The sequence below is a fragment of the Chryseomicrobium palamuruense genome, from assembly GCF_042649045.1.
In the GTDB taxonomy this organism is placed as follows: Bacteria; Bacillota; Bacilli; order Bacillales_A; family Planococcaceae; genus Chryseomicrobium; species Chryseomicrobium palamuruense.
In genome coordinates this window covers 1-13,134 of record NZ_JBHSEF010000006.1, presented here as the reverse complement: position 1 = coordinate 13,134, position 13,134 = coordinate 1, and the positions used below count along the sequence as shown (strand labels likewise).

The window sequence follows — 13,134 nt, the reverse complement described above, 5'->3', positions numbered from 1 at the left end:
AGATGGGGACGCAAGTCCCTTCTTGATGACCGGTTTTGGCATCTCTGCTTTTTTAATTGGTGTCTTGATTGCGTGTGTCTCACAATTGCGACAGCTATAGATGTGCTGAACATGCTCGACTACCTTCACTTGCGCAGGAATGATCTTCAGTTCCTTGCGGACCTGCGTACTCATCTCATGCATCGAATGATCGCATTCTGAACAGACCTTCTCTGAATCAGAGAGGTCATAGTGGATCGTCTCGACAGGAAGTTCGTTCAGTCTGTCTGCTCGTCCTATCTTCTTTTTGCGTGTGTAACTGATGGTCTCTAGTGTAGGCTCTTCAAGAAGCACAGTTGAAGAGATTTCGGCCTCATTGAACAACTGAAGCTCTAGCTGTTCTTTATCTGTCTTCTCGCTCGAAGTACCAAATTTTTTTGCCGTAAGTAAAGCATATTTTTGCTTGTAATATTCAATGTCAGCCTGGAGCTCTCTGTTTCGTCGCTCGAGCTCTGCATTTTTCTTTTCAAGCTCTTCAATTGTAAGTTTTGTTTTCTCGTCCTGTTTTCTCATAGGGATAAGAATAGCATAAAACCATTCTGTGAAAAAGATGTCAAATCACTTTTTTAGCAGTAACTGAAGGGTGTGCATCACGTTGATCAAGTGGCAATCCATCCAGCAACCAATTTAGCTGTCGGCTTGAGATGGATAGGGGCTGGCCAGACCCGAGATCTGGCCAATCGAACAGTCCTTTCTCCAGTCTGCGATAGTAGAGCCAGAAGCCATTATGGTCCCAAAATAGGATCTTGAGTTTATCCTTCTTTCGATTACAGAATACGAATAGTGCCTTTGAGAATGGGTCCAACTGAAAAAGTTCCTGTACAATGACAGCTAGCCCATCAATGGATTTACGAAGATCTGTTGGACCCGCTGCTAGATAGACGCGCTCGACAGCGCGACCATTCATCATACCAGGCGCAGCGTCCGGATTACTTGGAGCAGAAGTGTCTCATCGTAGCCACTCGTCACCTCGATATCAACTTGGTTTATTCTCAAAGAAATTGAGTTTTCTTTTGGTTCTTCGATGACATAGGAGACCCAATTGGTCTCCTTGTTTGAGTCTCGATTAATCGGGGATTGCTTTCTTAGCCAATACTTCATATTGTGGACTGAGACTTCTCCAGTCTCACACCATTCAACCAGTGACAAGCCACTTGCGCGATATTCTTCGATCTTCGCCAACCAATACGCCTCTTTCTCTTTTCTTTTCAAAGAAAAAAACCTCCCAAATTTCATTTGTGGGAGGAGTATCTCATGAATTTTCTTCTATTAGAATGTGTGCACTATTTGACGCTTACGAAACACAAATGCATTACCATCAGAGGGTAGCCCATAGACTGGCTACCTTTTTTGTCGTTATTTTTTGCTTTTGGCCACCGGAGCGTACACATCCCCAGCCTGTTTAATGACCAAATACGGACAGATTCCATAGCTTCGCCCTATCCCTATTTCGCCCCAAGACAGGAGAGTATACGTTTAAAGGGTAAAAGACTTTTTATACTAGTTGCACTAAAACTTTTAAGCTGAGACCCTTTAGTAGCCATGCAAAAAAGGAGCCTGATTTTACTGGACTCCTTGCATGTAAATAATTTCTGCCTTTATTTTTGGGGTGATGGGCATTTTCTCAAGATCAGTTGTTTCTGAGACCATCTTGAATTTTTATCCCATCATCATAAAATTCAAGATAATACTTCCCAGAACTTAAAGTACCATCATGTTGTTTAAACGTCAGATGAATTTCTGAAACGGGCTCTCCTTCGCTATTGTTAATACTTTCTATCGATAGCGAGATGTAATCAATCTTTTGGTGAATCTCAAAAAGTGTTTCTATGTCATCGTCCGTTGAACTTGAATACTTTTTAACTTCCTCAAGATCCTTATTCCTAAGTGCTTCTAAATAGACAACAAATACATCAGCAGCTCGAGGATCGATTAGATTCCCGTCCAGCAGAGTTTGATGAATGGTTTTGTAGAAGGTATGATTCGCTAGTAAGACCTCTATATCATACTTCCTTGTCATCGGTTCGTAAGTGGATTCTAACCATTCACACCAATGATTAAAACTTCCTTCAAACGTAAAGTAAACTTCTTTAACCTCCGGGTATTTAAAGACCGTCTCACGAATTGGCGTAAGAAATATGCTTTTTTCATTTGACGTAAGGCTGCCAAAATCATTTCGGAAGTCTTTGAATTCAACCACAACCGTTCCGTGTTCATTTATAGCTACACCATTTACCGAGTCTGCCAATACCTCTATATTTCGTGAATCGATTTCTGTATAACCTTGGATCATTAGATTGTTCAAATCTTTCTCAAGTTCAGGGAATGGTTTACCATGTGTATTCAAATCAAAAACAATTTGTCTAACCATAGGCTCATAAGTTCCTATCCACTCCTGCCATGCAGTAAGATTACCTTCAAAACTAAATTGAGCAGATTGAACTTCCGAATATTTAAATATGGAGTCATAAAGTGTTCCTAAAAGTGAAGTTTTTACTTCTGATGAAGGACTAGGAACTTCACTTCCAAAGTCTTTGAACTCTACTAACACCATACCGTTTTCATTAATGGAAACACCATTAACAGAATCATTCATCGCTTCTAAAATTCCTAATTCTACATTTGGCGTTGACATAACATTTCTTAAATCCTCTTCTAACTTCGGAAATTGTTCTCCGTGGCTATTCAGTTCCATAAAAAGATGACTAGGATCTACAGGTTCTACTATATCTGGTTTTTCTATCACCCCATCATCTTCAGTCGTTGGAGGAATGGCGCTTTCTGAAGGCTCTACTGGATTTAACTGCCCTCTGTCATCCGTGAAGGGAGATGAAAGAAGATTTATGGATAGAACCAATACCCCTATAAACGCGGCCATCGTGGCATAGTAACTCCACTGGACCTTCACCTTGGAAGGGTGCTGATTTTTTTTGAGATTCACTTGGTGTTGTACACGAATGGCACGGCTTGAAACGTCACCTATTTTCGCATTCAGTTGATCCCTCATTTCATTCATGGAGCAGCACCTCCCATTCCGTTGGATGAATCTTTTCTTTTAATAGAGCCCGCGCTTTCCGGAGCCTGGTCTTCACCGTGTTCTGGGGAATCGATAGAATTTCCGCGACTTCGATGACAGAAAGCTCCTCAAAATAATAATGAACAATCACTTCTCGGTAGTGTAACGACAGCTCCAGCACAGCATCTGCAAGCTCCAATCTTTCATCCGCTTCTACAAACCGGTTCCGACTCTTCACGACCGGGTGCAAAAAGTGATTGGTCAAAACATGCTTCCGGTACCGCCCGCTCTTCAAGTAGTCCTTGCACTTATTGATCGTCATTTTCGCTAAATAGGTCTTTACCGAAGAACGTTCTTCAAATTGTTCGTGCGTCTGATAAAACTTCAAGAAGACTTCTTGGACAATATCCTCCGCAGCTGGCCAATCTTTCAAATATAAAAACGCTAGGCTTAACAGATACTCTGTATGGTCCTGCATGATCTGCTGAAATTTCTGCTCTGAGTCAAATTGGCTCACAAACCATCCCTAAGCAAAAAAGAGCCCGACTTCATTGGGCTCCTTATATACAAATAAATTGTGGCTGTATTTTTGGGGTGATAGAAACCTTTAAAAGAGATTTACCTCAAAAGAAAACCTTCGACTTTTATAGTTAAAATGAAGTCATACTGATTACTACAACTATATAAACCAATATAACTGCACTAACAATACCCACTAATAGGCCAAAACCAAGATTTGTGCTTTTGGTTTTCCCTCCGACCAAATAGGCATAACCAAATACAATTAACCCTAGGATCAACGGATAACGCCATTTTATATCATTAGTATAGAAAAAACCCTCAACATGGGGAGAAAACTCTCCTATGATTTCAAATATAAATAAGAAAACAATTAAATAACCTAAAAATAAACTGGCTATCAAGGATATTTTAAGAAATTTATTCATTTGTATTCTCCCTTGAATTAGATTGTCATGTTTAAGTCCCTTTAAATTAAACTTACCTGTTGTGCACAACACAATTGCAAAAATCTACTTCTATTCACTCCGTAAATAAAAGGATTCTGGTTTTGCAGGCTTCTTGTATGTAAGTAAATTGTTTCTGTATTTTTGAGTGAGGGACATCTTTTTTGACCATCCGTTTAGATGATTTCATTTTCGACGATTTTAACTATCTTCCTATACTCTACTTCAGTTAGATGAATAGGATTAGTGAAGTATCCAAATTTATAGAATTGATCTGCAAATTCTGATAGCTCTATAGTCATCTGTTCAGTGTTAACCAGAGCAAACAGTTTTTCAGAGGTCTGCTTTCTTTCTATCTCAAATACGTGAATATTTACTCCCCGGGTCGCAAGGTGCTTTAATTTCATACACCCTCGTCCTTTAAAAATGCATTATCATTATTTTCATTTTGTCTTTTTTCATCAAGCCCTTTCCAAAAAACCCAACCGTTTTGGGATTTACCAGAGCATAATGCTGCGGGTGTGCTTGGACTAGTGAATTCAATGTCATTAAGAAGACGAGCTGTTGAATCATTAGCTGCTACACTAGCTTGTCCCGAATCAATTAATTGAGCAAAATGTCTTATATATCTATTGTAAAAATTTCCTCGATCACTCCAATTCTTAGTTTTATCCAAGGGTTTACAAATTAAAGATCCTTTTAAAAGGACGTATTTACCGTCTTGAATTCGTAATGAGGCCTCGTAAGGTGGTCGTGCCTTAAACACTTCTATCTCGATCGAACTCTCTGTAGAATCTATGACGGAATTAAATGCAATACCCATCGCTTCAAGTAAAAATTGAATTTGAGAGGCAAAAGCATCAAGAGTGGATAAATTAAATATATTTACATTTGGCGGACTTGGACGAAGATCTTGGTTTTCAAGTGAATATTGAGTTTTTGCAAAAGCTTGTATGAAATAGTATTCAAGGTAATCAATACTTAATTTATCAAAGCTATGATTGTCGGTGACAAACATAATACCGAACTGCCAAAAATCCTTCTTTCTTAAATGTGATTTTATTCTTTCAATGCCTTTAGTTGATTGCCCAACGTAAACACTTTCTTCCTCCGCCTCTGAAAACAAAAAGTAGACAGCATGATTGTTTGCATAGTCAAGTTCTTCCACTTTATTGATTTGACTTTTTGTAAAATAAAATCCACGAATTTGGCTTGTTGGATCTTGGAATATTTTTAAGCTGCTCGCGTTTCTTGTATCAGGAAAGTGCAACATAACGGTTGTATTAAATTGCATACTGTCATCTCCTTTGGATAATCAAATTATATCAACAGATGATTTCAGTCTAAGTTTACTAATTTCACAAATCTATCAAGTGTCATCGACACCCGATAGATTCAAGTAGAAGCTAAACATCAATAAGCTGTCCCGTAAATCAGGATGTTTATATTAAGTTCCTCTTAATCCTTTTTCCCAATAGATTTTGTTGTAAAATAAGTCCCCACAGCTCCAGTAACTAAAACTGCCCCACCTATGAGAACTTTTTCTACAGTCTCTTTCCATTCTTTTCTTGCCTTATCCACCTGTTCTGTTAGAAAGCGAAGTTCATCATAAATCATTCCAATTTCTTTCTCAGTTATATCTTCCTTATCTAACCTCTTAAATAAGTGATCGATTGTAATTTGATGAACAGATATAACTTTATCGTGTATTTTTTGATTCTGATCAGAGAGATCAACAATAAAACTTAATATGTCTTTTCCGAGTTCAGGGGTTGCCATCAATTTAGTCTTAAACATTTCATCTAGTTCCATTATCTTTTCTTTTGATAACTTTGCTCTTTCACGGAACATTTCCATACTAGTTATTACATCAGGATTAACATTCTGTTCAAACTCAGAGTCATCATTAGTCTTTTTGTTTTTATACTTCATAATAAAAGCTCCTCGTATATCAGTTTGTGTTTCATAATGAGCTAAGTTTTTCTTGCGAATTTAATTGATAATTATGTGAATTATAGCATCTTTACTCGCTCTAGTAACCAGAATTAGGAATCAAGTTAAAAATAATCCAATCTACTGATAATAAAAACACATGAATCTCTTCTTGAAAGATTCATGTGTCAAATACTATACATTCAATTTTTATTTGCTCAATTACTTTCACTGAATACGATACAAAACATGCTTCCTCAACGAACTATCGACGTCTACTCTTGAATGCTCAAATTCCTTCACAAACTCCATTCCAATCTTCCTCATCACATGTTTCGAAGACTCATTGATTTCCGCGGTGAAACTATAAACCTCATCAAAGCCTAATTCCTCAAGTCCATACTGTAAACAAGCTTTTGCTCCTTCTGTTGCGTACCCCTTACCCCAGGCTTCTTTCTTCAGTCTCCATCCAATTTCTACACACGGCGTAAAATCTGATTCAAATGTGGCTCTGTGAAAGCCAATAAATCCGATGAACTCGTTCGTTTCTTTAACTTCCACCGTATACAATCCGAATCCATATTCCTTGATTTCCGCGATGATTGCCTGACCGAAAGCATCTGATTCTTCTTTGGATAAAGTTTTCGGGAAATACTTCATGACCTCTTCATCTGCGTTCATTTCGCTGAAAGGCTCGAGATCTGTTTGTTCCCAGTCTCTTAACCTTAATCTTGCTGTCTCGATATAGACCATGTTGCCCCTCCTAAACTTGAAATAGACTACTCGCTTTTTTCTCGTAACTCTGCCACACGCTCGAGTAACTGAATAAATTTCTGCTGCTCCCGTTCACTCGTTTTCAATCGCGTGACTAAAATCGTGCTCTGGAGATATTTTCTCACCTTGAAATTGATTGAAAAACTTTTCCGGTGCCGCTCACTTTCATAAAAAGCATTGAACCATTCCAATTCTCTTAGCTCATCAATGTTCTTATCGATTTTCTGGGTATTCAAACTGCTACCTCCTGAACCCATTAGATCTGTTGACGTGGCTAGGCTCAATGCTATTCCAATCAGCCCAATGATAGCTCTACCCATTACATATAGAATTTTTTTCATAGCCCATCCCTCCTATAGTTTTCTCATTTTAACAGAAAAATGAAACCAACTACTTCGGAACACGTATAAATCAGGTGTCATCCAAAACTTTGAAGCAACTTATGGAAGGAGAGAGTGAGATGAAAAAACGATTAGGGTTCTTGGCCATCGCAGCGAGCATTACCCTTGCTGGCTGTCAGGGCGAAGAGGAATCTCAGATAACTACACCTCCTCCTACAGAAGAAACCGTAGTGGAGGAAGAAACAAAGGAACCGGTGAGGTGGCAACAGAACCAGAAAGTCCACTTGCCGAGCTAGAGGAAATGAATCTCCCCATGCTTCCTACAGAACCACAGGATTTTGTGCAACAGGGAGCTGGTCTTTTAAATAACGAAACGATTGGACGGAGTGAAGAGTCCCAGGCGGCCTTCTTGGACCTGTTCGGTGATATTCCGGCACTGCCTGAGAATGCCGCAGAGGAAGAGCTGGAACTCTACTACCGACACATTTATAACATCACCCACATCAGTCTCCCCGACCCGTCCGGCGTATTGGATGCGGCACGGTTTGATATGGAAGGGATGCCTGAGGCGGACAGACGTTATGAGTTCAAAGAGAATTACAATCTCGAAATCATTTTAGATGCCAGCGGTTCTATGGGTGCCGATGCTGGCGGTGAGACACGAATGAATCAGGCGAAGCGAGAGATTCAGAACTTCCTTGCCTCTGCTCCGGAAGAGTCCAACGTCTCGCTGCGTGTGTATGGCCATAAAGGAACGGGTGATAGCGCCGATAAGGAAATGTCATGTGCTGCCATTGAGGAAGTCTATGAGAGAGGCCCTTACGATGAAGCTGCTTTTCAGCAAGCGATGGATCAGTTTGAGCCTGCTGGCTGGACACCCATTGCTGGTGCGCTTGAATCTGCAGCGGAAAGCTTTGAGGGCTTAGATGGAGAGACAAACACGAACCTCATCTATCTGGTCAGTGATGGTATCGAAACATGTGACGGCGATCCGGTCTCTGCAGCGAAGAGCTTTGCCGGCAGTAACATTTCCCCGATTATTAATGTCATCGGTTTCAACGCAGACTCCGAAGCCCAGCAACAGCTCAAGGAAGTCGCAAAAGAAGCGAATGGAACCTATACAAATGTTCAAAATGCAGAAGGACTGCGCAATGAATTCGAACGGACAGAAGATATTCTTCAAAAATGGCAGCAATGGAGCGTCGGCGCTTTAAACAACCGCAATTGGACGAGCGTTCATGCCACCGTAGACATCAACAATTTCAGTTTGGCCTGGAACAACAATGCACGTGCCCAAGTGAATTCTGAATACAATGCGATGAACGTGCTACTCGAGGAAGAAAAAATCACCTACGACCAATTGGGACTCCTCAAGGAACTGGCAACTGCCAATTATGACCGAGCTCTGAAAGTCGGCAGTGCCTTTTATGAGGAACTCCAGCAGATTAAAGAAGAAGGTATCGAAGGGATGGATCAGTTGATTGAAGATGCCCGTCTGGATGGTGAGTAAAGTGTAGGTTATACAATATCCTCTCATTAAAAACTATCTTAGATTTAGAAGGGAGTCGTCTATGTACTGTGCACTCTATTTATATCCTGTAACAAATGAGAATGAACAAAAATTCATCGAAATCAACAAAGCTGCTGGGCGAATTTATATGAAATATGGAGCGGTTAATGATCAGACCTTCCAAGGCACTCTAGTGGAAGCAATATATGGCTGCCGAGGGATGGTGTCTGCAGTCAAATTACTTGAAAACGAAAAAGTCATGTTAGGCATATCCTCTTTTCATAGCAAGGTCCACCACGACGAAGTCATGAAACAGGTAGATCAGGATGAGGAGATTAATAAACTGTATCTAGAAATGACTAAAACCATTGATATTTCTAGAGTCGTACGGGGTGAATTTGAAGAGGTCTAATTGTTCCCTCACCTATTCGCTTACTTTCGGATTCTTTTCATGTTAAAAGGTCAGAGCCATTGTGCCCTGACCTTTTTCAAATCATTGAATCCCATTTGGTGCCTGTCACCAACAAAATCAAATCTTTCATTACTATTCACTCGCCATGCAAAAAAGTAATCCGATTTTGATGAAGACATCCCCTACGCTCCGCACATGTACCTATTTTAGGTATTGAAGGTCTATGCTTTTTTCTTCGCTATCTATACGTTTTATAGTGCTTTAACCAACCCTCCATCCACCAGCAATGTTTGTCCTGTTACGTAAGTGTTTGCGCCAGAACATAGGAACACCGCTTGCTTGGCGAATTCATTAGGCCGACCGTACCGGCCCATCGGAATGCCTTTTTCGGTGGATTTTTTGAGCTCTTCGTAGCTCTGATCGAGCTTATCGGCCCGCATTCGGTCGAGTTCCTCGACACGGTCTGTAGCGATTCTTCCTGGTCCTAGCGTATTGATCAGGATATTGTCTTTGCTGAATTCCTGGGACAGGCTTTTGGCGAGCCCGACAATGCCTGCACGGAATGTGTTCGATAGCAAAAGGTTATCGAGCGTCTGCTTGATGGAAGAAGAAGCGAAGTTCAGAATATGGCCGCTTCCCTGCTCCCGCATGAAAGGAAGCACTTCCCGTATTGCGCGAATATAGCTGAGCAGGTTGAGTTCATATGCCTTCTGCCAGTCTTCGTCGGTGAACTGGTCGAATCCGCCTGCCGGCGGACCGCCGGCGTTGTTGATCAGCACATCTATGCCGCCGTTCTTCTCAGCAGCGAATGCCACAAGTTTTTTGATGTCGTCAACTTTCATTACGTCGCATGCCACATAGGAAACATCAGGATTGCCAGTCTTTTCTTTAATTTCCGCGACTGCCTGTTCCAGTTCCGCTTCATTGCGGCTGCCAATCACGACCTTCGCTCCTTCCGCTGCGAATTCTAAGGCGGTCGCTTTCCCTAGCCCCTTGCTGCCCGCCATGACGATGACAGATTTTCCTGTTAATCCTAAATCCATTAGAATTCCTCCTCTTTATCGGTTACCCATTCTGGTCTATTTTCAGATCCACGCACGGATTGACGAGCGGCTTGAATCCTTCGATTCGGCATTCCACCGTATCGCCGTTCTGGATATGAACCGCCCCAGGCGTTCCGGTGGAAATGATGTCGCCTGGAAGCAGCGTCATCACTTTTGAATGGAACGACACTAAGTATTCGGGGCTGAATGTCATGTGGTCGACCGTATTTTTGCGGTGGACCTCACCGTTGATGACCGTTGCGACTTCTAACGCATGCAAATCGCTGATTTCGTCTTTTGTCACGAATTGCGGACCGAAGCTGAAGAACGTATCAAAGCTTTTCGAGCGCGTTAGGTAGCGCGGGTTTTTCTGCAAAATGTCTTCCGCCGTCATGTCGATGATTGTCGTGTAGCCCGCTACATAATTTCCCACGTCTTTTTCATCAACATTGCGGCATGTTTTCCCGATGATGACGCCGAGTTCCGCTTCCCCCGTCGTCCGCTCAGACTGCAGCGGAATTTCAATGGTGTCTCCCGGACCGATGATCGACGTATCGGGCTTCATGAAGCTTGCTGGTTCGGTATTCGGCGCTTTTTCTCCCAAGTCTGACGCATGGTCAACATAATTGAGACCGATGCCCCAGATTTTGCGCGGGTGTCTGTACAGCGGACCATACGCTAGATTCTCCTCATGTTCTGAGGGAAGTTCTCCGCTTTCGATTGCAGCTTTGCCTGTTTCGTTGAACCAATTTGTTAGTCCTTCTAGCTGTCCGGATTCGATCAACCCGAAAATATTCGTTTCCCAGTTTTCGTTATAAGTTTTATTGACAGTTACGACCGTGACGACTTTGTTGCCGATGATGATGGCAGCCTGTTCTTTCTGCCCAATTTTAACGGTTGCTAAACGCATCTTCATTTCTCTCCTTCCGGATTACAGGGTGACGCCGAGATAGTCGACGAGCTCCTTGAATTCATCCATTGTTTTTAGTCAGAGGTACCTATTATGTTAAATAGTAGTGATACACAGGTACCCATTCAATCATCGCCACTCACATATTAAAACCTTAAATAAACATTTAATATTAAAGTTTCTATATGTGAAGCAACGCGATTTTCACCTAACTTTAAAGAGTTGGGATGACTGCAACCATTTCTTAAAGTTAGACACTGTTCCAACTCTTGCTTAACATTTTTTCCTATTACTGAAATAGCACTTATTGTATCTAAGAATTCTTTTTCTTTCATACGTGATAGATCATCACTATTTTTAGCTCTTTGCCATTTTGGATTTCTTCGGGTTGCCTCTTTATTAAAATCATCTAATTTGTGATTTACTATGTATTCATACAATATGGAGATAGCCCCCACCCAAGAAAGGACCGAAGCGGCCCTATAACATCCTGAATCAAAACAAAATGCAGCCTCTTTGAGAAATTCTTTTGTATTAGAATCTTCTATTTTTTCTAATAGGTCACTTAATACAGATGAAATACCTTGAATACTTTGTGGCCGATTTGGAATTAAACCATAAACAATCTCTAATCCCATAGAAGTTATTATCCATCCCGCTTTCAATTTAGTGCAAAGGCCTTCAGATCGACTTAGAATATTTGCAACGTTCCATTTTTCAATCATTCGAAGCCCATTTTCTTTTCCTATTTCCTTTATTTCAGAAATTGATTTAGGTTTGTCCTTGTTATATGCCAACAATAAAAGTATGGTTTCACGTCGAGTTATTTCAGGTTGAGTAATAAGTTCAATAGTAAGCGTCAAATAGTGCACACATTCTAATAGAAGAAAATTCATGAGATACTCCTCCCACAAATGAAATTTGGGAGGTTTTTTTCTTTGAAAAGAAAAGAGAAAGAGGCGTATTGGTTGGCGAAGATCGAAGAATATCGCGTAAGTGGCTTGTCACTGGTTGAATGGTGTGAGACTGGAGAAGAAGTCTCAGTCCACAATATGAAGTATTGGCTAAGAAAGCAATCCCCGATTAATCGAGACTCAAACCAGGAGACCAATTGGGTCTCCTGTGTCATCGAAGAACCAAAAGAAAACTCAATTTCTTTGAGAATAAACCAAGTTGATATCGAGGTGACGAGTGGCTACGATGAGACACTTCTGCTCCAAGTAATCCGGACGCTGCGCCTGGTATGATGAATGGTCGCGCTGTCGAGCGCGTCTATCTAGCAGCGGGTCCAACAGATCTTCGTAAATCCATTGATGGGCTAGCTGTCATTGTACAGGAACTTTTTCAGTTGGACCCATTCTCAAAGGCACTGTTCGTATTCTGTAATCGAAAGAAGGATAAACTCAAGATCCTATTTTGGGACCATAATGGCTTCTGGCTCTACTATCGCAGACTGGAGAAAGGACTGTTCGATTGGCCAGATCTCGGGTCTGGCCAGCCCCTATCCATCTCAAGCCGACAGCTAAATTGGTTGCTGGATGGATTGCCACTTGATCAACGTGATGCACACCCTTCAGTTACTGCTAAAAAAGTGATTTGACATCTTTTTCACAGAATGGTTTTATGCTATTCTTATCCCTATGAGAAAACAGGACGTGAAAACAAAACTTACAATTGAAGAGCTTGAAAAGAAAAATGCAGAGCTCGAGCGACGAAACAGAGAGCTCCAGGCTGACATTGAATATTACAAGCAAAAATATGCTTTACTTACGGCACAAAAATTTGGTACTTCGAGCGAGAAGACAGATAAAGAACAGCTAGAGCTTCAGTTGTTCAATGAGGCCGAAATCTCTTCAACTGTGCTTCTTGAAGAGCCTACACTAGAGACCATCAGTTACACACGCAAAAAGAAGATCGGACGAGCAGACAGACTGAACGAACTTCCTGTCGAGACGATCCACTATGACCTCTCTGATTCAGAGAAGGTCTGTTCAGAATGCGATCATTCGATGCATGAGATGAGTACGCAGGTCCGCAAGGAACTGAAGATCATTCCTGCGCAAGTGAAGGTAGTCGAGCATGTTCAGCACATCTATAGCTGTCGCAATTGTGAGACACACTCAATCAAGACACCAATTAAAAAAGCAGAGATGCCAAAACCGGTCATCAAGAAGGGACTTGCGTCCCCATCT

At 41.3% G+C, this 13,134-nt stretch carries 20 protein-coding genes; 6 read left to right on the top strand and 14 right to left on the bottom strand.

All coding sequences use genetic code 11. The features are described from left to right. The 11 genes from ACFO0S_RS00435 to ACFO0S_RS00385 form a co-directional block, all read right to left on the bottom strand. Positions 1-552, bottom strand: a 552-nt coding sequence (locus ACFO0S_RS00435; protein ID WP_378138998.1) for an IS66 family transposase zinc-finger binding domain-containing protein, incomplete at its 3' end; no start/stop codon positions are given. A gap of 40 nt (positions 553-592) precedes the next feature. Beyond that, positions 593-949 (bottom strand): IS66 family insertion sequence element accessory protein TnpB, encoded by a 357-nt coding sequence (tnpB, locus tag ACFO0S_RS00430; RefSeq protein WP_378138961.1) that lies wholly within the window; start codon positions 947-949, stop codon positions 593-595. Further along, positions 946-1,251, bottom strand: coding sequence for an IS66 family insertion sequence element accessory protein TnpA (gene tnpA, locus ACFO0S_RS00425; RefSeq protein WP_378138996.1), 306 nt, complete (start codon positions 1,249-1,251; stop codon positions 946-948). Before tnpA (ACFO0S_RS00425) ends, tnpB (ACFO0S_RS00430) begins: the two co-directional genes overlap by 4 nt. A gap of 418 nt (positions 1,252-1,669) precedes the next feature. Next, positions 1,670-3,055: a hypothetical protein gene (locus tag ACFO0S_RS00420; RefSeq protein ID WP_378138994.1), complete on the bottom strand. Its 1,386-nt coding sequence runs from the start codon at positions 3,053-3,055 to the stop codon at positions 1,670-1,672. Beyond that, entirely contained in the window at positions 3,048-3,572 is a 525-nt protein-coding gene (locus ACFO0S_RS00415; protein ID WP_378138992.1) for a sigma-70 family RNA polymerase sigma factor, read from the bottom strand. Before ACFO0S_RS00415 ends, ACFO0S_RS00420 begins: the two co-directional genes overlap by 8 nt. A 133-nt stretch (positions 3,573-3,705) precedes the next feature. Continuing rightward, the gene (locus tag ACFO0S_RS00410) at positions 3,706-4,002 is read right to left on the bottom strand and encodes a hypothetical protein (RefSeq protein WP_378138990.1); all 297 of its coding nucleotides are present in this window, start codon (positions 4,000-4,002) and stop codon (positions 3,706-3,708) included. A 194-nt stretch (positions 4,003-4,196) separates the two neighbouring features. After that, entirely contained in the window at positions 4,197-4,427 is a 231-nt protein-coding gene (locus ACFO0S_RS00405) for a hypothetical protein (RefSeq protein WP_378138988.1), read from the bottom strand. Continuing rightward, positions 4,424-5,314: a GIY-YIG nuclease family protein gene (locus tag ACFO0S_RS00400; RefSeq protein WP_378138985.1), complete on the bottom strand. Its 891-nt coding sequence runs from the start codon at positions 5,312-5,314 to the stop codon at positions 4,424-4,426. Before ACFO0S_RS00400 ends, ACFO0S_RS00405 begins: the two co-directional genes overlap by 4 nt. A 164-nt stretch (positions 5,315-5,478) precedes the next feature. Next, positions 5,479-5,952: a hypothetical protein gene (locus ACFO0S_RS00395; RefSeq protein ID WP_378138984.1), complete on the bottom strand. Its 474-nt coding sequence runs from the start codon at positions 5,950-5,952 to the stop codon at positions 5,479-5,481. 228 nt (positions 5,953-6,180) lie between these two features. Continuing rightward, positions 6,181-6,705: a GNAT family N-acetyltransferase gene (locus ACFO0S_RS00390; protein ID WP_378138981.1), complete on the bottom strand. Its 525-nt coding sequence runs from the start codon at positions 6,703-6,705 to the stop codon at positions 6,181-6,183. A gap of 26 nt (positions 6,706-6,731) precedes the next feature. Next, positions 6,732-7,067 carry a nitrite reductase gene (locus ACFO0S_RS00385; protein ID WP_378138979.1) on the bottom strand — a complete coding sequence of 112 codons (336 nt, stop codon included), beginning with the start codon at positions 7,065-7,067 and terminating at the stop codon, positions 6,732-6,734. 119 nt (positions 7,068-7,186) lie between these two features. On the opposite strand from ACFO0S_RS00385, the gene ACFO0S_RS00380 reads away from it, so the two are divergent. The 3 genes from ACFO0S_RS00380 to ACFO0S_RS00370 all read left to right on the top strand — a co-directional run bounded on the left by ACFO0S_RS00380 (position 7,187) and on the right by ACFO0S_RS00370 (position 8,989). Beyond that, positions 7,187-7,363, top strand: coding sequence for a hypothetical protein (locus ACFO0S_RS00380; protein ID WP_378138977.1), 177 nt, complete (start codon positions 7,187-7,189; stop codon positions 7,361-7,363). Then, positions 7,327-8,577, top strand: coding sequence for a VWA domain-containing protein (locus tag ACFO0S_RS00375; protein WP_378138975.1), 1,251 nt, complete (start codon positions 7,327-7,329; stop codon positions 8,575-8,577). The genes ACFO0S_RS00380 and ACFO0S_RS00375 overlap by 37 nt, the downstream gene beginning before the upstream one ends. A 61-nt stretch (positions 8,578-8,638) precedes the next feature. Then, positions 8,639-8,989 carry a DUF1428 family protein gene (locus tag ACFO0S_RS00370; RefSeq protein ID WP_378138973.1) on the top strand — a complete coding sequence of 117 codons (351 nt, stop codon included), beginning with the start codon at positions 8,639-8,641 and terminating at the stop codon, positions 8,987-8,989. A gap of 251 nt (positions 8,990-9,240) precedes the next feature. On the opposite strand, the gene ACFO0S_RS00365 is transcribed toward ACFO0S_RS00370, so the two are convergent. The 3 genes from ACFO0S_RS00365 to ACFO0S_RS00355 form a co-directional block, all read right to left on the bottom strand. Next, complete coding sequence (locus ACFO0S_RS00365) at positions 9,241-10,032, bottom strand: SDR family oxidoreductase (protein WP_378138971.1); 792 nt, start codon at positions 10,030-10,032, stop codon at positions 9,241-9,243. Between the two features lie 22 nt (positions 10,033-10,054). Further along, the gene (locus ACFO0S_RS00360) at positions 10,055-10,942 is read right to left on the bottom strand and encodes a fumarylacetoacetate hydrolase family protein (protein ID WP_378138968.1); all 888 of its coding nucleotides are present in this window, start codon (positions 10,940-10,942) and stop codon (positions 10,055-10,057) included. 146 nt (positions 10,943-11,088) lie between these two features. Continuing rightward, positions 11,089-11,838 carry a hypothetical protein gene (locus tag ACFO0S_RS00355; RefSeq protein ID WP_378138966.1) on the bottom strand — a complete coding sequence of 250 codons (750 nt, stop codon included), beginning with the start codon at positions 11,836-11,838 and terminating at the stop codon, positions 11,089-11,091. A 42-nt stretch (positions 11,839-11,880) separates the two neighbouring features. Here ACFO0S_RS00355 and tnpA (ACFO0S_RS00350) point away from each other — a divergent pair, with 42 nt between their 5' ends. The 3 genes from tnpA (ACFO0S_RS00350) to ACFO0S_RS00340 form a co-directional block, all read left to right on the top strand. Next, a complete protein-coding gene (gene tnpA / locus ACFO0S_RS00350) occupies positions 11,881-12,189 on the top strand; it encodes an IS66 family insertion sequence element accessory protein TnpA (RefSeq protein WP_378138963.1) in 309 nt (102 codons plus the stop codon). Next, a complete protein-coding gene (tnpB, locus tag ACFO0S_RS00345; RefSeq protein ID WP_378138961.1) occupies positions 12,186-12,542 on the top strand; it encodes an IS66 family insertion sequence element accessory protein TnpB in 357 nt (118 codons plus the stop codon). Before tnpA (ACFO0S_RS00350) ends, tnpB (ACFO0S_RS00345) begins: the two co-directional genes overlap by 4 nt. Before the next feature lie 55 nt (positions 12,543-12,597). Continuing rightward, positions 12,598-13,134: IS66 family transposase zinc-finger binding domain-containing protein (locus ACFO0S_RS00340; protein WP_378138959.1), on the top strand; the 537-nt coding region annotated here is incomplete at its 3' end.